Here is a 19,977-nt window from a genome sequence, read left to right as displayed (position 1 = left end):
ATGACAATATACAGGCGTCAGTTCAGTGACTATCATAACCGTCACGCTAGAAATCCAGGTCGTAACCGCATGCGATCACGACCGTTATAATGAGTGAATAATTCATTTAAATTGACGAACGGATATAAAATAAATAAATGTCTTAAAAAACAATGAGTTGGCGGTGTAAAAACAACTTATCGAAAACTTCTAAAAATCATCAAAACCTAAAAAAGACCGACCACAATCACAAAAGTTTCAAACTTTAATTATTTAAAAAAATTGCACGTATAACGCTTTAAAACATTAAATATTAATGCTAATAATCCGGCCGGCTCCGGGTTCTTAGGCAATGTGCCACCTCGTATGAAGTGAACATTAGACTCACGCTGATTACCCCGGTCTTACTAAATTCAAATAACGATGACGTACTCCGGTATGAATAAAACCTGGGTCGTTGTTGTGCTGCGCACTAAAACTGCGCAAGGAAGACATCATCGCTCGCCATCATTCAAGGATTAAAATCCTTTCGATCTTCGGTACCCGTCCAGAAGCCATCAAGATGGCGCCTTTGGTCAAAGCCCTCGCTGCGGAACCTGGCATTCATTCGCAGATATGCATCACTGGCCAACATCAAAGCATGCTTAAACAGGTGCTGGATCTGTTCGACCTCAAGGCCGATTACACCCTTGATGTGATGACGCCGCACCAATCACTCAACTCGTTGACCGCAGCGCTTTACGGGGCGATTGACCCCGTGCTGGAAATGACCCGCCCGGACCGGGTGCTGGTACACGGCGACACCACGTCAGCCATGGTTGCCTCGATGGCTGCGTTCCATCGACGCATCCCGGTCGGTCACGTCGAAGCCGGGCTTCGTACTGGCGATATCTATAGCCCGTGGCCGGAAGAAATGAACCGGCGCTGCATCGACCTTAGCGCGGACATGCTGTTTGCCCCGACCCACGAATCGCGCCAAAACCTGCTCGACGAACGTCTTCAAGGTCGCGCCTTCGTGACCGGCAATACGGTGATTGACGCGTTGCAGATGACGGCGCGGCGCATTGAGCAAGACGCTGATCTGCGTGCAAGCCTGGACCAACAATTCTCGTTCCTGCAAGCCGGCCGCAAGGTTCTGCTGGTGACCGGGCATCGCCGGGAAAACTTTGGCGAAGGCTTCCTGGATATCTGCAAGGCCTTGAGCCATCTGGCGCAGCGCACTGATATCCAGATCGTCTATCCGGTGCACTTGAACCCCAATGTCATGGGCCCGGTCACCGAGCATCTGGGCGATCTGCCCAACGTGCACCTGATCAAGCCGCTGGACTACCTGGCCTTCGTGCGCCTGATGCAACGTGCGCATGTGATCCTCACTGACTCCGGTGGCGTGCAGGAAGAAGCGCCGTCGCTGGGTAAGCCGGTGTTGGTCATGCGCGATGTGACTGAACGCCCCGAAGCTGTCGCAGCAGGCACCGTTCGCCTGGTCGGCACCTCGCCGGACTCGATCATCACTGGCGTCAACGCACTGTTCGATGACGACCTGCTGTGGCGCCGATGCTCCCAGGCTGCCAACCCTTACGGCGATGGCAAGGCCAGTGCGCGCATCGTCGATGCCCTGATGGGCCGTCCGCTCGATGATTTCGTCGTGACTGGGGGGCGGTTGCCCAAGTTCCAGCACTACCTGTCAGGGCTACCTGCACCTGAGAAAAGTCTTCCGGCTTTCACCTCTCTATAAACCAAACCGCCCCTCCCCTTATCAGCTCGAGATCTACCTGAATGAAGTCTTCCGTTGCCATCCATACGGGCACGCTTAGCGCCCTTGCCTGTGGTGTGAGCCTGCTCGCGCTCATGCCGACTTTCGCTCTGGCCGCGGACAGCCCGCTCACCCAGGCGATCAACCGACTCAACGCCGACACCCGACAAGAGCGTCAGGTGCGCTTGAGCGATCTGGGGATCGACGCGCCGATCATCCTCGGCTCCACCGATGCCCGACGGGAACTGTATCTGCCGGTGCCGGCGGGCGTGCCGCTGACGGATGCGACGCTTAATTTCGACGCCAGTTACCTCAATGGCGAAGGTGGACGCAACACCTTGCTGCTGTCGCTGGACGGCTATCCGGTGAGCGCCCAGGGCCTCAGCGAACCAAAGGGTGATGCCAGCGCCACACTCGGCGTGGACAAGAAAGCGCGGGACAGCGGCTCGCTGCGCCTGGGCATTGCCTGGTCGTCGATCGTGTCTCGTGTGTTGTGCGAAGACGAACGCGCCATCGGCAACGTCTTGCGTATCGAACCGGACACCCGCCTCACTTACAGCTACGACGCCAGCCTGTTGCAGGACGTCGGCGCTGCCTGGACGGCACTGCCTGGCAAACCGGGAATCATGGTCGCGCCGGGCACCTTGTCTGCCGAAAGCTACGATGCAGCCTGGCGCCTGGGCGTGGCATTGGAGCGAATTGGCAAGCACAGCCAGATCCTGCCCTTCCCTGCCGTAAAAGACAGCGTTGACCTGAGCGGCCTGCGCATCCCGGCCGAACTGCAAAGCATTCCAGCGTTCGCCAGCCTCAACGGCAAAGGCCCGCACACACTGGCCAACCCTGCGGAAATCGGCGCATTGCTGATGTTGGGGCAAACGGCGAATGTCCAGGCCGATCTGGCCATCAACGACCCGCAACTGCTCAAAGCCGTCAACGAATCGCTGGACGCGCTGTCGAGCCAGATTCAAGGCCTCGACGCCACAGCCGCCAGCGCCTTCGCGCAATGGCGTCAGCGGCATATCAATGCAGGTCTGGCCGCCACCGGCACTGACAACGTGCGCCTGGCATTGCTGGGCACCCGCCCTGTGCTGATGATCGCGCCGCAAGCAACCGGCAAGGCGCTGGCCCTGTTCAGCACGGCCTGGAACGCACTGGCACGCAGCCGCCAATTGACGATCAGCGAAGCACAAATGCCATTGAGCGCCGACGGTCGTGTGGCCTTGTCGCGCCTGGGCGGTAACCCCGGTGCCATCGACGTGCTGGCCAAGTCCGACTGGAGCACTTCGTTCCCTCTGGGCAGCGTGGCCTACGACGGGCGCCTGCCGGTGAAAGCGGTAGTCGATGTATCTGCCGCACCCGGCGCCTCGGACACCGCGCCGGTGGCCTCGCTGTTTCTCAACGATTACCTGATTGGCGCACAACAGCTCGTGGCCAACGGCGAACAGCAACGCATCGAAGCACGTATCCCGCGTTACGCCCTGGGTTCGAAGAACGTTTTGCGCGTGTCGTTCCAGCGTCAGCCGGTCAGCGATCGTTGCCTGGAAACGCCACAGGCGTTCCCGGTCTCGGTGCTGCCGACCAGCCACATCGTGCTGGATAAAACGGCCTTGGGCGATGACTTCTCCGGCATGGCCGCGCGTTTTGCAGTGGACACGCAAATCCTCGTGCCACAGGCCTACCTCGAGCATCCGGCGAGCAGCTTGCCGCAAGTGATTTCGGTAGCTGACGCCGCTGGTGTTTCGCCGCTGCGGGCGCAACTGAAGGTCAGTGCCGACCCGAAAGACTCGGTCACACCGGACAAAGCCTTCCTCGCCTTCGAGCTACCGATCAAGGACAGCAAAGAATCGGTGCAGGTTGATGAACAGGGTCGCCTGCGCATCAATCACAAGGATCAGGTGCTGCTGGACGTGCATCCCCTCAACCACCTGGCCTCGTTGCAAGTGGTGGATGCCGCCGGCCAGCACGGTCTGGTCTATCGCGCCCTGGGCAATGACGCCCCACGTTTCGCCAAGCAGATTCTGCTGACCCGCGGCGACGTGGCCATCCTCAGTGACAACGGTGCACTGACCACCTTCGACACCCAGGACCCAAGCGGCAGCCAACTGATCGACAACGAAGAACCCAAGGGCCTGGACGCCTGGCGCACGCCGTCGCTGTTGTGGCTGATTCCGGGTGGCATCCTGTTGGTCCTCATCCTGTTGCTGGCCGGCCGTAACGCCCGTCGCAATCGCCAATAACGGTACCTTTCGATGACGTCGCTTTATTGGCCCTATTGGCTGGCCCACTACTACAGCTTCCTGGAAATCTCGACCATCGTGATCGCGGTGCTGATCCTGATTTCCAGCCTGGACGATTTGTTCATTGACCTGTGGTACTGGTCTCGCCGCCTGTTTCGCAAGTTCACCGTGGATCGCAAATACCGGCCGCTGACCGCCGAGCAACTGATGGCTCGGGATGAACAGCCGTTGGCGATCATGGTCCCGGCCTGGCTGGAATATGACGTCATCGCACCGATGATCGAGAACATGGTGTCGACCCTGGATTACCAGAACTATGTTGTCTTCGTCGGCACCTACATCAATGACCAGCGCACCATCGATGAAGTGGAACGCATGCGTCGGCGCTACAAGCAGCTGCATCGCGTGGAAGTCCCGCATGCCGGGCCGACCTGCAAGGCCGACTGCCTGAACTGGGTGATCCAGGCGATCTTCCTGCACGAGAAAACCCACGGCATGACCTTCGCTGGCGTCGTATTGCACGACAGCGAAGACGTGCTGCACCCGCTGGAATTGCGCCTGTTCAACTACTTGCTGCCGCGTAAGGACATGATCCAGTTGCCTGTGGTTTCGCTGGAGCGCAACTGGTACGAATGGGTGGCCGGCACCTACATGGACGAATTCGCCGAATGGCATGGCAAGGATTTGGTGGTGCGTGAAAGCATGACCGATACGGTGCCGTCTGCCGGGGTCGGCACCTGTTTCTCCCACCGTGCCCTGCGAGTGCTGGCCGGGGAAACCCAGAACCAGCCGTTCAACACGGACAGCCTCACCGAGGACTACGACGTCGGCGCACGCCTGGCCAAGGTCGGCATGAACGCGATCTTCGTGCGTTTCCCGGTGCAGTTTCGCGTGTTGCGCAAATCATGGTTCCGCAAGCCTTACGAATCGACCCTGAAGATGCCGTTGTGCGTGCGCGAATTCTTTCCCGATACCTTCCGTACCGCATTCCGCCAGAAAGCCCGCTGGACCCTGGGCATCGGCCTGCAAGGCTGGGAGCAAATGGGCTGGAGCGGTTCGCTGGCCAACCGTTATCTGCTGTTTCGTGACCGCAAGGGCGTGGTGACGGCGTTCGTCAGCATCATCGCCTACGTGATTCTGGTCCAGCTGCTGGGCCTGGTCGTCCTGCGCCAGAGTGGCCTGTGGGATGTGAGCTTCCCGACGCCGTTTGAAACCAACGGCTTCATCAAATACTTGCTGCTGGCCAACGGTATCGCGCTGGTCTGGCGTATCGCGCACCGCTGCTATTTCACCACCGTGCTGTACGGCTGGCAGCATGGATTGCTGTCACTTCCGCGCATGGTGGTGGGCAACTTCGTCAACTTCATGGCCGCCTCCCGCGCCTGGCGCATGTTCATCGTCGGCAAGGTGATGAACCGCAAACTGGTGTGGGACAAGACCATGCACGACTTCCCGTCCACCGACCTGGTTGCCTTCGCACCGCGCAAATTGGGCAGCGTGTTGCTGTCCTGGCAGGCGATCAACGAAACCGACCTGCAAAGCGCACTCGACGAACAGAAAACCCGGCACATGCCCTTGGGGCGGATCTTGCTCAGCAATGGCTGGCTGGACGACGAAACACTGGCGGAAGCCATCGCCTTTCAGAACGATCTGCCGCGGGTGTTCGATGTGGCCAACAAGGCGCAGGCGTCGACCCTTACCCTGGACGATGAATTCGCTCTGCGCTGGCGCGTGGTGCCGGTTGGCTTGAATGCCGACGGCCGAGCACAACTTGCCGTGGCCAGCCCGTTGCCGGCCGAAGGTCTGCAACAGGTCAGCGAGGTGTTGGGTGGCGAACCGGTGCAGTTGATTGCCCGGGAAAGCGAAATCGTCGCGCAGTTGCGTCAACTGAACGTGCGCGAAGGCCAGTCTGTGCCGGATGCCTGCGCGCCACTGCTGGGTGACTTGTTGATCGAAATGGGCCTGCTGGATCGCGACGTATTCAATCGCACCATGTTGCAGTACCGCCCGCAGCGTCATGGACGCATCGGCGACTATCTGGTCGACAGCGGCGTGCTGCCCCGCTCCACCATCGAAAAGGCCGTGGCGCGTCAGCACAGCCACTACCCTGCGGAGCTTCCGGCATGAATCGCCCCTTCCTGACCCTCATGGCCACGGGGCTAAGCCTGTTACCTGCGCTTGCTTTTGCCGAGACGTTGCCGCTGCCGTTGACCGGCCCGGCCTATGTCACCGCCAACGAGGCCTACAGCGCCTACGAGCGCAAAGATTACGACCTGGCCATCGCCAAGGCCCGCGAAGTCTTGCGTCAGCGAGCTGACATCACCCGTTTGAACACCTTGATTGCGCTGGCTCAGCGCGACAAGGAACTGCGTGATCATCCCAAACGCTACCCGCAGTCGCGTCAGGCCCCAGGCTTCGGCGCCGCGGCCCAGGCGTTCAAGGCCTACGATCGCGATGACTTCGGCACGGCTGCCCAGGCGTCACGCAAAGCCATCGCCCAGGCACCCAAACGCATGGATTATCGATTGCTGCTGATCGAGTCCTTGCAGCGCCAACAGCATTTGCAGGAAGCGGATCAAGCCACCACCCAGGCACTGGCCGTGTTCCCGGACGACGATACGTTGCTGATGCGTCGCGAAGCGATTCGTCGTCAATTGGCCGCCCCGCTGGCGGTTGAGGGTTATCGTGCCCTGGAGCAAGGCCGGGTGTCCGTGGCCGTGGACCAGGCCAGAAAAGCCGTCGCCTGGGCTCCGGAAATCGGTGCCAATCAGCAACTGCTGATCAGTGCCCTCCTCGCTGCCAAGGACTACCCTGCTGCAGAACAGGCCGCGTCAGGCGCTTTGGCGCAAGACGATGGGGAAATCGCTCCATGGATTCTGCGCAGCTACGCCCGTGATCGTCAGGGTAAAACTCAGGCAGCCCAGGCTGACCTGAATCACGCCCTGGCCATCGATGGCCTGCTGGAAGCGGAAACCCGTGACATTCGTTTCTTCGCCGCCGACGCCGCACTGGCCCATGGCGAGCCGCAACAAGCGCTCGATCATCTGCAGCCATTGGCCGACGATGAAGGCGGTGAAGTGGCCCGCCGCCGCACCGCCGCCCGTATGGCGTTGCGGCAGAAAAACAACGGCGCCAACGTTATTGCCCACTTCCCTGCCCCGGCACTGAACTGTCAGGAAACGGCCTTCGGCCTGGTCTGTGATATCTGGCCTGGCAACCAGCGTGACGGCGGCACCGACATGGCCGGCCAGGCCTATGCGGCCCTGGCCCGCAAAGACCCTGCGACGGCGGTTGCCCTGGCGAACGAAGCCATTGCCCGCGCGCCACAGAATCCGGCGTACCGCCGACTGCTGGTCAGCGCCCTGAGTGATCAGAAGCGTGTGCCCGAAGCCATCGCGGCAGCCAGCGACGGTCTAAAAGTCACCGGCGATGACGCGCGGCTGCTGGCCCAACGGGGTCGTCTGCGCCAGCAATCGGGTGACGATGCCGGCGCTCGCAGGGACTTCACTCAGGCCTTAGCGTCAGGCAGCCTACCCGCTTACGAAGAAGCCAGTCTGTATGCCGCCATCGGCCAGCGTCGGACTGCACGCGAACGCCTGCAACAAGCGCGTGATACCGGCGAACTCGAATCGATGAGCGAACTGCAAATCGCCTATCTGTCGGTCCAGGCCGGCGACGATGACGCTGCCCACACTTCGTTCCGCAAAGCCGATTCCGACACCCGCCTCACGCCAACAGCCACGCAGGATGCGGCCTATAACGCCATGCGGGTCAATGACGACGAGCAAGCTGTCACCTACTTCAAGCGAGTCATCGACGCGAAAAATGCCGGTGAACTAGACATGTCCGAGCAGCAGCTGTTCGACACCCGCCGCGCCGTGGCCGATGTGTCGCGCACCTGGGGCTTGACCAACACCACCAGTTATCGCGGCAACAGCACCAGCAGCGGCCTGAGCTCAGCACCGAGCGGCGGCAGTAGCAGCAATGACAATGTGCAAAACAGCACCGAGCTTTCCTGGCGTCCCTTGGGCTACCGCAACGCACGGTTTGTCGAACTCTACGGACGGGTCACCGACACCTTGTGGAGCAAGAACGGCGATTCGGATACCGGTTTCGACGCCTTGCAAGGCGCCGTGGGTGTGCGGGTCAAACCGTTCACCTCACTGAACGTGATGGCCGCCGTCGAGCGCACCTTCCCGTTGGGTTCGTCGGACGTCGACGGTGACTGGTTGCTGCGCCTGGGCTACGGCTCCAGCATCGGCACCGATCTGCGGGTCGATGCCGACAGCTGGTGGACCTCGCAGTTGTTCGCCGAAGCCGGACATTACGTCAACGACTCGCGCAACTACTTCAACAGCGAATGGCAGGTGGGCCGCAGCTACGCCATCGGCGGCGCGGGCTCGCGCTGGGTGACGTTCCCTCATGTGGTGGCCGCGTTCGACTACGACTCGAAGATGAACAGCGAAACCGCTGCCGACGGCAGCACGAGCTCGTCATCCGGCAAGGCCGGGGGCATCGGCGTGGGCAACAACGTGCGGTACTGGTTTCGCGAAGATGCGTACAACGCCCCCCGCTCCTATGTGGATTTTTCCCTGCAATACCGCGTGAAGGTGCTGGGCGAAGACAACGCTGAAGGCGTGTTCGCGCGCCTGACCTATTCCTATTGAGGACTTGCATGAACGTTCGAATGTGTTTGTGGCTGGGTCTTGGCCTGGTCTCAATGGGGGCACAAGCGGCCCCTGAAATCGCCCAGCTGTATGCGCCGAAACTGCCCGAGGGTTCGGCCTGGGTGCGGGTGGTCAATCCGTCCGATACCGCCATGCAGGTCCGGGTCGGCCAAGGCCCGAGTTTTGCCCTTGCCGCCTCAACCGCCTTGGCCAGCCCGTTTCAGGTCGTGGACTCGCTGCAGCCGCTACAGGTGAGCATCAATGGTCGCGAGATAAAAGGCCTCAGCGCACCCAAAAGTGCGTGGGTCACGCTGATTCTCGACAGCGACCCGGCACGGGCGCCACGCCTGGTCATCGACCCGCCGCTGCGCGGTAAAGACCTGCGCGCCGAACTCAATGTCTACAACCTGGCCAACGGTTGCGAAAAGGCCGAGGTCAAACTCGCCAACGGTGCTCCTGTGTTCAACCAGCTACCGTTCAACGGGCAAGCCCAGCGCACGATCAACCCGGTGCAGGCAACGCTGATTGCCACCTGCAATGAGAACGCAAGCCTGCCGATGAAGCTCGCGCCCTTCAAAGCCGGCGATCGTTATAGCCTGTTCTTGATCGGCTCCCGCCAGGCCCCACGCCTGATCGGCCTTGTCGACCAGACCGCGCCATGACCCTTCAATTGAAGTGTCGCCTACCGGTTCCCGCCCTGATCGCCGGCCTGTTGTTGAGTCTGTCGGGCACTTGCGTTCAAGCCGCCTCGGCGGTGATCACCGGCAACGGCGGCTGGTTATTCCCGGCCTGGGAAAGCCTGAGCAAGGTCGACAACACCGGCACTGCCCGCAGCGTTGCACTGGTCAAAGAACTCCAGCAGCAACTTCAACGCGAACACATTGGGCTGGTCGTGTTGGTGGTGCCGATGAAAGCGCCGTTTTATGCCCAGCGGCTGCCCGCCGATCAACCCTTGAGCGTGGCCGTGATGCAGCGTTATGACCACCTGCAAAACGACTTGACCCAAGCAGGTCTGACCACGCTGAACATCAAGCCGATCCTGCAACGGACCGAGCAAGGCAAACAGACCGCGTTTTACCGCGCCGACTACCACTGGACAGCCTGGAGCGCCGAAAACACCGCCGACTCCACGGCGCAACTGATTACCGAGCGCTACCGCCTGCGAGGTGACCCCGGTGGTGGCGCGGTGCTGGGCCAATGGTTCGACAGACGCGCGTTTGGCGACCTGGCCAGCAATTTTCTGCCAGCGATCAAGCGCAAGGCGATTGGTCGCGACATCTACACCGTTCGCCATCAGGCCGAAAACGACTTGCTGATCGACGATGCGCCGTCACCGGTCCAGGTTATCGGCAACAGCTTTGTCCAGCCTTACCTGGGTTTTACCCAGAAGCTCTCAAATGCCCTGGACCGTCCCGTCGCACTGACCTGGAACCCCGGCGACGTCGGTCCGTGGGCTACGCTGCTGCAATACCTGGAGTCGGCGGATTTTGCCCAGCACAAGCCGCAAGTGATCGTCTGGCAATTCAACGAGGGCCAGTTCCACCTTGGCCCTGATGCGGCAGCCAACTGGAACGCCAAAGGCGTCACCTCGCTGAGCCAATGGCATCAACGTATTCAAAAGGCACTTCCGTGAACATCTTCGGCTACACCGTCAGTCGTGCGACCGTTGCTGCTTTATTGATTGCCGTCACCATCAGCGCAGGTACCAGCATGCTCTACGTAACGAAGACCAAGGCCCTGGATCCGGGGATTGTCGGCATCGTCTGGCAGCCGGACAACAAGACCGTCGGTATCCGCGGACACTGGGAAAAACTGGGCGCGCGTGAGCTGCTGGTGCAATGGACAGTCGTCGACGATCAGGCCTTCGTTCCCGGTACCGGCCTGCCCGCCGTACCGGTGCTGCCCGATTGGGCGCGCATCGCCAAGGCACCCTGGGCGCAGGATGTGATCCTGGGGCTGGCGGGTTATTTCAGCGAGAACCGCTCACGGGACAACATCGAGCAACTGGCCGCTGTCTCGGAACGGATCGCCAAATTGCCTACGCCGTTGCACGTGACCGGTTGGTATTTCCCGGCTGAAGTCGACCCCAGCTGGACCCGCGCCAAAGACCTGCCCGCGCTGCTGGCCAAGCTGCCGCGACCGTTGTGGATCAGCGTGTATGACGGTGCCAATATCGGCCCTGTCGCCACCGCCGAATGGCTCAAGCAGTGGCTGCCGAATGACATCGGCGTGTTCTTCCAGGACGGTGTTGGCGTCTACGCCCGCACTGCACCGGTTGCCCGAACCTACGCCGACGCCCTGCGCCAGCGCCTGGGCAAAGACCGTGTGCGGATCATCGTCGAAGCCTTCCGCCCCAACTTTGGCGGCGGCTTCCGCTCCGCGACCGCTGCCGAGCTCAAACCGCAACTGGCGGCCTATGACGGATATCCGCTCTACCTGTTCGATGGGCCGCACTACGTGACGCCAGAGTTGGTCGAGCAACTGGCGCAGTGAAGCGTGCGCAGCTGACGTGTCAAACTTCAGCGTGAGCGCTTTCGGCCAGCGCTCGCAGCCCTGAATGCTTCGCGTGGACGTCAATCAACTGTCCAATCGCCTGCGCATCCATAGGCCGGCTCAAGAAATACCCTTGAACCTCATCGCACCGCGCATCCTGCAACGCCTGAAGTTGCTCGATCGTTTCCACCCCCTCCGCCGTGACGGTCAGCGACAGTGCCCTGCCCAGCCCGACGATGGCCTCGATGATCGACTGATCATCACCGCTGGCAGCCAGCCCGGAAATAAAGCTGCGATCGATCTTCAACCCATCGAAAGGAAATGAACGCAGGTAGCTCAATGACGAGTAGCCGGTGCCGAAATCGTCCATTGCCAGGCGGACACCCAAGGCTTTCAAGTCGTGCATGATTTGCAGCGCGCCCTTGGCGTCGTCCAGCATGACATTCTCGGTCAGTTCCAATTCCAGTCGCGCCGGATTCAAACCGGTCTGCGCCAACACCGCCTGAACCCTGGACACCAGTTGCCCGCGCTGAAACTCTGTCGGCGACAGGTTTACCGAGACAAAGAGCTCTTCGGGCCAGGTCGACGCGGCCCTGCAAGCGGTGTGCAGCACCCAGTTGCTCAGCGGCAGAATCAACCCGGTTTCTTCCGCAATGGGAATGAAAACGTCGGGCGACAACAGCCCTCTCACCGGGTGCTCCCACCGTACCAGCGCTTCGGCACCGGCCATGACCCTGCCCGCAATCTGATAGCGCGGCTGAAAGTGCAGACGCAACTCATCATGTTTGATCGCGTGACGCAGATCGCTTTCCAACTGACGACGATCGAGGATTCGAGCATTCATGTCGCCCGCGTAAAAACGCCAGGTATTGCGTCCTGCATCCTTGGCTTCATACAGCGCGATGTCGGCATAGCGCAGCAGCTCATCGGCCAGGGTGGCGTCAGCCGGTGCCATGGCAATGCCGATGCTGGCACTGATAAACACCTCATGCTCATTAATCTGGAACGGCTGTTCGATGCAGTCGATCAGGCGCTGGCACAGGTGCTCGACCTCATCCTGAGAAACCATATTCGCCACCACCAGCACAAACTCGTCGCCACCGATTCGCGCGACCAGGTCATCGGCGCGCAAGCACTGCCCCAGCCTTTTGGAGACCTCGTTGAGCACTTGATCGCCGGCGGCGTGCCCGAGCAAATCGTTCACCGGTTTGAAGCGATCCAGGTCGACGCTGAGCATGACCAACGGATCGGCCAGAGTCGGCGCAGCCTTGAGTTTGCCATCGAGGAATTCCTGCATCCGGGCGCGATTCGCCAGGCCCGTCAGCGCATCGTGTTGCGACAGGTATTCGATCCGTCGGCGGGCCGCCACTTCTTCGGTGATATCGCAGGCCGTGCCGCGATAGCCCAGCCCCTCCATCTCTCGCACGGAAAGACGGAAAATCCTGGCTTGCCCGTCCCCTGCCAGATAACTGCATTGCAAGATGGCATTGGCCCGTCGCGAGTGGTTTTTCAACCACTGGGAAAGCGGGCCCTGATCAGACACCAGCAAGTCATCGATAGGCCGGCCAAGACACTCGGCCCTGCGCAGTCCCGTCACGGTTTCGAAGCGCTCTGACAGGTAGGTGAAGCGCAACCCGGTATCGATTTCCCAAATCCAGTCGGAGGACGCTTCGGCGACATCACGAAACCGCGCCTCACTGGCCGCCAACGCCATGCGACTGACCTGCACAGAGGTGTAACTGGCATCCATCACTTGCGCAGCCGCCGTGATACGCCGCTGAAAAAACCAGGTCATTATTCCGATAATCAGCCCCGCTATACCAATCAGCGGCAACACCACGGTCATCAACCGATACCCCGGCTGCGCCGGTGTCCACTGCAGGGTGCCTGCCGTACCGGTTTCCCCCAGACGCAAAAACGATGTGCCCAGCGTTGCACTATCACCTGAGGCCACGCGCAATTGCGCAATCCCGAAATCATTGGCAATGGTGCTCAATCGGGCAGCATCGAGCCTGGAGACGAACAACAGTATTGAGGCTGGCCTGTCATCCGTTTCGACCTGGGGGTTAGTACCAGGCGTCAGGGGCGCGGCAGCGACCAACACCGGGGTGCCGTCGACATCGAGAAACGCCTTGATGGGTTTTTCGTTTTCGACATCGATGCGAGCACGTTCGATGAGCGCGGTGATGGGTTGTTTCAACCAGTCTTCAGCGGTGACCGACTCCAGCTGCCCATTGATGACCGAGTAGACCGTACGATCGGTCGGATCGATCACAAACACGCCCTCGAACCCGAAATCCTCAAACAGCGTCGAGCCGGCATTCTGGCTGACAAATGCCCAGTCGGTATCCACCGTCCTGTGCAGGTGCTCATAGGCGTCGCCCCAGAATGCGTAGTCCTTGATCGTCAAAAGAACCGACTTCTCCAGGGACTGCATGGCCTTTTCCGCATAGAAGCGACTGCGGCGCTCGGCGTCCTGGTTTTGCTCGAAGGCGATGTAAACAATCAAGGTGCTGGCCAACAGGAAGATCGACAACAACAGGCAAGAGAAGCCCGTCAAAGACCTGCGGGTCAGGGAAAGATTGGAGGTTCGCATCTGCGGCAGAGGGTCGAGAGACTTGCTTTTCATAGGGCTTCCAGGCGGTGCAACGGCTACAGGCCAGCACAGGAGACGACGCAGGCTTTAAAAAAACATGCGTTGAAAATGCTCCCTGACTCGAAGTGATTCCTCGCCTTCAGCTCCGGACTGTTGGCAGGATCAGTCCGTCATGTACTTGTTGAACTTATCGGCCCGACGGTCGATGCCTTGACCCTCTATCGCCTTCAACCGCTCAACGGTCGAGTCTTGCGAGACAAGCCAATCCTGAGCGCAACGCCAGCCTGATGGATAAAAGGCTTCTCGATCTCGACGTCGGTAATCGCGGAGCCTGTGGCCGCGGGCTTGTTCGCTCTCTGAGCGAGCGTCAACAGAACGTTGTTTTTTCGAATAGGTTCACAACCGCTGATCAGTTAGTGCGATTTTTTGACACTTCCCCGATATGCGGTCACAACTTTCGCGCTCCGCTGGGCCCTAACACGTTGGTCGTCGATGGAATATTGGCAGCTTTTGACGTTTTAGCCCGATACGGAGATAAGCTCATGATTTTTAACGTACAAAATTTTGGCGCCAAAGGAGATGGCATCACTGATGACACCGCGGCGATACAAAGTGCAATTGATGCAGCCGCCGCGGCAGGTGGGGGGCAGGTGTATGTGCCGACCGGCACTTACATCGTTTCGGGAGGCGAGGAACCCTCCGACGGTTGCCTGATGCTCAAGAGCAACGTCTACCTGTACGGCGACGGCATGGGCGAAACCACCGTCAAGGTAGCTGACGGCTCCGACACCAAGATCACGGGTGTCATCCGCTCGGCCTATGGCGAAGAAACCCACGACTTTGGTGTCAGCAACCTCACCATCGACGGCAACCGTGACCACACCACCGGCAAGGTCGACGGTTGGTTCAACGGCTTCATTCCCGGCCAGGAAGGCTACGACTCCAACGTCACCCTCGACAGCGTCGAGATCAAGGATTGCTCCGGGTACGGTTTCGACCCCCACGAGCAAACCGTCAACATGGTCATCAAGAACAGCGTGTCCCACGGCAATGGCCTGGACGGCTTCGTGGCTGACTTCCTCAGCGACAGCACCTTCGAAAACAACGTTGCCTACGACAATGATCGCCACGGTTTCAACGTCGTCACCAGTACCCACGACTTCACCCTCACCAACAACGTTGCCTACAACAATGGCGGCAATGGCATCGTGGTGCAGCGCGGCAGCGAGGACATCCCCTCCCCCAGCAACATCACCATCACCGGTGGCGAGGTGTACGGCAACGGCGCCGAAGGGGTGCTGATCAAGCTGTCCAGCGAGGTGACCGTCAGCGACGTCAATATCCACGACAACACCAGCGCCGGGATCCGCGTCTACGGCAGCAACCACGTCGAGATCATCGACAACACGCTCAACAACAACTCCCTGGGCAACCCCGTACCGGAAATCATCATCCAGTCCTACGACGACACCCTGGGCGTGTCCGGCAAGTACTTCAACGGCAGCGACAACACGATCCAGGGCAACCTCATCAGCGGCAGCAACCTGTCGACCTACGGTGTTGCAGAGCGCGATGAAAACGGCACCGATCGCAACGCCATTATTGGCAACACCATCAGCCACACCAGCAAGGGCGCCACGCTGGTCTATGGCGACGGCAGCTACGTCAGCGACACGGTGCCGATGATCACTGTGCAAGGCACGGCTGGTAACGACACCCTGCTGGGCAGCGCCGAAAGCGAGATTTTCTACGGTGGTGCCGGCAACGACACCATCAATGGCGGGGCCGGTGCTGACATTCTGGTGGGCGGTGCAGGCACCGACAAACTCACCGGCGGTACCGGCGCCGATACGTTCCGTTTCGTCGCTCAGTCCGACAGTTACCGCAACGCAACCGCAAGCTTCGATGACACCATCACCGACTTCGACGTCACCCAGGACAAGATCGACCTCGCCGGCCTAGGCTTCACCGGCCTGGGCAATGGCCGTGGCGGCACCCTGCAGGTCAGCTACAGCGCCAGCAACGACCGCACCTACATCAAGGACTACGATGCCGACGCCAGCGGCAATCGCTTCGAGTTGATTCTCTCGGGCAATCTCGCCAGCACTCTGACCGCCAGTAACTTCATCTTCAATCGGGTGGTCACCGGCACCAGCGCCAGCGACTCGCTGCTGGGTACCGATTCGGCCGAGACCTTGCTCGGCCTGGCGGGTAACGACAGCCTCAGTGGCGGCGCGGGCGACGACAAACTCGACGGCGGTGCCGGCATGGACACCCTCACCGGTGGCGCCGGAGCGGACACCTTTGTGTTCTCCAGTCGCCTGGACAGCTACCACAACTACAACACCGGCGGCGCCAACCTTAGCGACGTGATCACCGATTTCGATATCAGCGCCGACAAGATCGACCTCTCGGCCATAGGTTTCACCGGCCTGGGGGATGGCAAGAACAACACCGTGTCCGTGGTGCTCAACAGTGCCGGCACCAAGACTTACATCAAGTCCCTGACCGCCGACGCCGATGGCAACCGCTTTGAAATCACGCTGAACGGCAACTACGTCGACAAGCTGACCAGCGCCAATTTCGTCTTCGCCACTACGCCAACGGTCAACCATGCGCCGGTGGTGGCAACGGCGTTGCTGGATCAAAACGCGAGCGAAAACACTTCGTTCAGCTATGTGGTTCCGGCCACCAGCTTCACCGATCCGGATAACGACAGCCTCAGCTACACCGCCAAACTGGCCGATGGCAGCGCCCTGCCCGGCTGGCTGACATTCGATGCCGCGACTCGTACGTTCAGCGGCACACCCAACGACACCGCCTCGGGTACCTACTCCATACAGGTCACCGCGGCCGACGGCAGCAACGCCACCGTCAGCGACAGCTTTACCCTCGCCGTGCAGGACGTGCCCGCCTCACCCACTGTGATCAACGGCACGCCGAACAATGACACCCTGACCGGCACCGCAGCCAACGAACAACTGTTCGGTGGCGCGGGTAACGACACTCTTAATGGCGGCGCCGGCAATGACATCCTGGTCGGTGGCACCGGCGTGGACAAACTCACCGGCGGTGCAGGCGCCGATGTGTTCCGCTACACCTCAACACTCGACAGCTACCGCACCAGCTCCACCAGCGTCAGTGACCAGATCCTCGATTTCGACGTGGCCGCCGACAAGATCGATGTCTCGGCGCTCGGCTACACGGCCCTGGGCAACGGCCTGAACGGCACGCTGCAATTGACCTACAGCGCTTCGAGCAACCGCACCTACCTCAAGGATCTCACTGTCGACGCCAACGGCAACCGCTTCGAAGTGTCGATGGCAGGCAACCTGGTGAGCAGCCTGACGGCGAGTCATTTTGTTTTCGCCGGCCAGAACGCGTCCAGCAATTCAGCGCCGGTGGTGACCATACCCCTCCTCGACCAGAACGCCACCGAAAGCACGCCGTTCAATTACACCGTCACCCATGACAGCTTCACCGACGCCGACCAGGATGCGTTGACCTACACCGCAACCCTCGCCGACGGTAGCGCCCTGCCCGCGTGGTTGAGTTTCAACGCCACCAGCCTGACGTTCAGCGGCACGCCGATCAGCACGGCTTCGGGCAATTACAGCGTACTGGTCAAGGCCACCGATCCCTCCGGTGCTTCGGTCAGCGACAGCTTCGCCCTGGCGGTGGCCGATGCGCCTGCCAACACCATCACCGGCACCAACAATGCCGAAACCCTCAACGGCACGGCGGGCGCGGACCTGATCCTCGGCCTCGGTGGCAACGACACAATCAAGGCTGGCACCGGCGCGGACATCGTCGACGGCGGCGCCGGACGTGACGCAATGTACGGCGGTGACGGTGCCGACACCTTCCGCTACACCAATGTGCTCGACAGCTACCGCGACTACGACGCCGGCGGCATCACGGCCACCGATACGATTTATGACTTCACCGCGGGCGTCGACAAGATCGATGTGTCGGGCCTGGGCTTTGTCGGCCTCGGCGATGGCAGTAATCACACGTTGTACATGACCCTCAACACGGCCGGTGACAAGACCTACATCAAATCCGCCGACGTGGATGCCGATGGCAATCGTTTTGAAATCGCCCTCAACGGCAACTACCTCAACACCCTGACCGCCAGCGACTTCGTGTTCGGCGAGCGCGCCCAACAGGACATCCTCTACCTGCCCACCCTCGGCCAATCCAATGCGCGCCTGTTGCGCATGACGGAGGACGACGATCAGTCCGGCACCTCGATGCTGGTCAAGGACCTGGACCGCTACACCCCTTATGACGTGCGTAGCCAGTTCACCGATGCCGATGGCAATGGCATCGACCTCGCGGTGGGAGGCAGCACGGTCAACGGCCTGTCGACCATGAGCGCCGAGGAACTCAAGTTGTGCTGGTGGTTGACCGACACCAACCAGCCCGGGCCTGCACTGTTGCGTGCCGCCGCGTTGCTGGGCGACCAGCTCAGCGAACTGAAATCGATCGATAACGTCACCATGGGCATCATTTGGGGCCAGGGCGAGGAAGCCGCCCAGGAGATCGGCCGTGCCACGGACAAAACAGCGGCCGCCGCTGCCTACAAAGACGCGACCCTGAAGGTGTTTGACTACCTGCATGCCCAGTTCGGCAACTTCGGCGTGTACATCATGGAAACCGGTCACTACCAGGAGGATGCGGCACGTGCCCGGGGTTATTCCGAAGAGAAAATTGCCTCCATCGTCGAGGGCGTAGGCTATGTCCGCGGCGTCCAGGAAGCCATTGCCACCGAGCGTGCCGACGTCAAGCTGGCAGTGGACTACACCGACCTGCCCTTGCGCTACGAAGTCGATCCGCTGGTGTATCCCGACGACGTCTGGCACCTGCACGAGGAATCGGCGGAAATCGTCGGCCAGCGCCTGGCCGACTACATCGCCGGTGACCTTGGTTTTCAAGGTGACCCCAGCGACAACAACAGCGTACAGGCGATTTTCGACAACGCTCAAAACCAGGGCGGGATGATTTCCGGCACTGACCAGGACGATACCCTGGTGGGCAGCTCGGGCAACGACACACTCGATGGTGACCTGGGTGCCGACTCCATGACCGGTGGCGACGGCAACGACATCTATGTGGTCGATAACGCGTCCGACAGCGTGACGGAAACCAACTCCTCGCCATCGCAGATCGATGCGGTGCAGGCCTCGGTCAGCTGGACCCTGGGTGCCAATCTCGAAAATCTGGTGCTCACCGGCGTGTCGGACATCGACGGCACCGGTAATGAACTGCGCAACTTCATCACCGGCAATGCCGCCGCCAACGTGCTCGATGGCGCCGCAGGAGCCGACAGCATGAGCGGCGGCGATGGCAACGACACCTACTATGTCGACAACGCCGATGACTCCGTGATCGAGACCAACAGCAATGCGGTGCCTGGAGGGATCGACAGCGTGCACAGCAGACTGGCGGCCTATACCCTCGGCAACAACGTCGAGCGTCTTTATATCGATAGCACTGGCGCCGCCAATGGCACGGGCAACGCGCTGGACAACACGCTGTTCGCCGGAGCCGGCAACAACGTGCTGGACGGGCGCGATGGCAATGACACGGTGTCTTTTGAACGCGCCCTGTCCGGCGTTACCGCAAACCTCTCGACGTCCGCACAACAAAACACCGGGGGTTCCGGGCTCGACACCTTGAAGTTCGTCGAAAACCTGACGGGAAGCGCCTACGGCGACACTCTGTCGGGCAACAGCGCGGCGAACGTTCTGAGCGGTGGTGCGGGCAACGACACGCTGGTGGGCGGTTCGGGCGATGACCGACTGATCGGCGGTGCAGGCACCGACAACCTTACCGGTGGCACTGGCGCGGATACCTATGCGTTTGGTGCGCTGTCGGACATGGGCGTCGGGGCTTTGCACGATGTGGTCAACGGCTTCAAGACCACCGAGGGCGATCATCTGGATTTCACCGGACTGGACGCCAACCCGCTGACCGCCAACATGGACGCCTTCACCTTCATCGGCAGCAACGCCTTTGACCCCACCAACGCTACCGGCCAACTGCGCTTTGCCGATGGCATTCTCTATGGCAGTGTCAACGCCGACGCCACCCCCGAGTTCGAAGTCCAAATGGTGGGCGTCAAGGAGCTGCACGCCAGCGATTTTACCGCCTGAGTCAAGTCAACACCCTGTGGGAGCAAGCCTGCTTGCTCCCACAGGGATTTTGCAGTGCTCAAAAATCCAGGACCACCACCGATCAACAATGTGC

The 19,977-nt window shown here is 60.6% G+C and carries 9 protein-coding genes; 8 read left to right on the top strand and 1 reads right to left on the bottom strand.

The genetic code is table 11. The features are described 5' to 3' along the window. Window positions 1-475 precede the first annotated feature (475 nt). From wecB to QF010_RS13780, 7 genes are all read left to right on the top strand, one after another. Window positions 476-1,714 carry a non-hydrolyzing UDP-N-acetylglucosamine 2-epimerase gene (gene wecB / locus QF010_RS13810; protein ID WP_429533385.1) on the top strand — a complete coding sequence of 413 codons (1,239 nt, stop codon included), beginning with the start codon at window positions 476-478 and terminating at the stop codon, window positions 1,712-1,714. A 41-nt stretch (window positions 1,715-1,755) separates the two neighbouring features. Further along, window positions 1,756-3,969 carry a hypothetical protein gene (locus tag QF010_RS13805; RefSeq protein WP_429533316.1) on the top strand — a complete coding sequence of 738 codons (2,214 nt, stop codon included), beginning with the start codon at window positions 1,756-1,758 and terminating at the stop codon, window positions 3,967-3,969. A 12-nt stretch (window positions 3,970-3,981) separates the two neighbouring features. Beyond that, window positions 3,982-6,096 carry a glycosyl transferase family protein gene (locus QF010_RS13800; RefSeq protein ID WP_033054851.1) on the top strand — a complete coding sequence of 705 codons (2,115 nt, stop codon included), beginning with the start codon at window positions 3,982-3,984 and terminating at the stop codon, window positions 6,094-6,096. Then, a complete protein-coding gene (locus QF010_RS13795) occupies window positions 6,093-8,636 on the top strand; it encodes a bacteriophage N4 adsorption protein A (RefSeq protein WP_429533315.1) in 2,544 nt (847 codons plus the stop codon). The genes QF010_RS13800 and QF010_RS13795 overlap by 4 nt, the downstream gene beginning before the upstream one ends. 8 nt (window positions 8,637-8,644) lie before the next feature. Beyond that, window positions 8,645-9,298, top strand: a complete 654-nt coding sequence (locus QF010_RS13790) for an alginate O-acetyltransferase AlgF (protein ID WP_429509985.1) — start codon at window positions 8,645-8,647, stop codon at window positions 9,296-9,298. Further along, entirely contained in the window at window positions 9,295-10,269 is a 975-nt protein-coding gene (locus QF010_RS13785) for an alginate O-acetyltransferase AlgX-related protein (RefSeq protein ID WP_429509983.1), read from the top strand. The genes QF010_RS13790 and QF010_RS13785 overlap by 4 nt, the downstream gene beginning before the upstream one ends. A 77-nt stretch (window positions 10,270-10,346) precedes the next feature. Further along, complete coding sequence (locus QF010_RS13780; RefSeq protein WP_429513056.1) at window positions 10,347-11,129, top strand: alpha-amylase family protein; 783 nt, start codon at window positions 10,347-10,349, stop codon at window positions 11,127-11,129. A 19-nt stretch (window positions 11,130-11,148) separates the two neighbouring features. Here the strand turns inward: QF010_RS13780 and QF010_RS13775 are convergent, their stop codons facing one another. Continuing rightward, window positions 11,149-13,758 carry a bifunctional diguanylate cyclase/phosphodiesterase gene (locus QF010_RS13775; RefSeq protein ID WP_429533314.1) on the bottom strand — a complete coding sequence of 870 codons (2,610 nt, stop codon included), beginning with the start codon at window positions 13,756-13,758 and terminating at the stop codon, window positions 11,149-11,151. A gap of 509 nt (window positions 13,759-14,267) precedes the next feature. Between QF010_RS13775 and QF010_RS13770 the strand changes: the two genes are divergently transcribed. After that, complete coding sequence (locus QF010_RS13770; RefSeq protein ID WP_429533313.1) at window positions 14,268-19,883, top strand: putative Ig domain-containing protein; 5,616 nt, start codon at window positions 14,268-14,270, stop codon at window positions 19,881-19,883. Window positions 19,884-19,977: the final 94 nt, after the last annotated feature.

The organism is Pseudomonas silensiensis (assembly GCF_050434865.1).
Taxonomy (GTDB): domain Bacteria; phylum Pseudomonadota; class Gammaproteobacteria; order Pseudomonadales; family Pseudomonadaceae; genus Aquipseudomonas; species Aquipseudomonas fluorescens_W.
Note: the sequence above shows the minus strand (reverse complement) of the source record. Positions and strands in the feature narration are given on the sequence as shown.

Bases quoted from the DNA above. Each gene is read 5' to 3' on its own strand.
- QF010_RS13780 (WP_429513056.1), top strand. From the start codon at position 10,347: ATGCTCTACGTAACGAAGACCAAGGCCCTGGATCCGGGGATTGTCGGC.
- QF010_RS13770 (WP_429533313.1), top strand. From the start codon at position 14,268: ATGATTTTTAACGTACAAAATTTTGGCGCCAAAGGAGATGGCATCACT.
- QF010_RS13800 (WP_033054851.1), top strand. From the start codon at position 3,982: ATGACGTCGCTTTATTGGCCCTATTGGCTGGCCCACTACTACAGCTTC.
- QF010_RS13795 (WP_429533315.1), top strand. From the start codon at position 6,093: ATGAATCGCCCCTTCCTGACCCTCATGGCCACGGGGCTAAGCCTGTTA.
- QF010_RS13775 (WP_429533314.1), bottom strand. From the start codon at position 13,758: ATGAAAAGCAAGTCTCTCGACCCTCTGCCGCAGATGCGAACCTCCAAT.
- QF010_RS13805 (WP_429533316.1), top strand. From the start codon at position 1,756: ATGAAGTCTTCCGTTGCCATCCATACGGGCACGCTTAGCGCCCTTGCC.
- QF010_RS13785 (WP_429509983.1), top strand. From the start codon at position 9,295: ATGACCCTTCAATTGAAGTGTCGCCTACCGGTTCCCGCCCTGATCGCC.
- QF010_RS13790 (WP_429509985.1), top strand. From the start codon at position 8,645: ATGAACGTTCGAATGTGTTTGTGGCTGGGTCTTGGCCTGGTCTCAATG.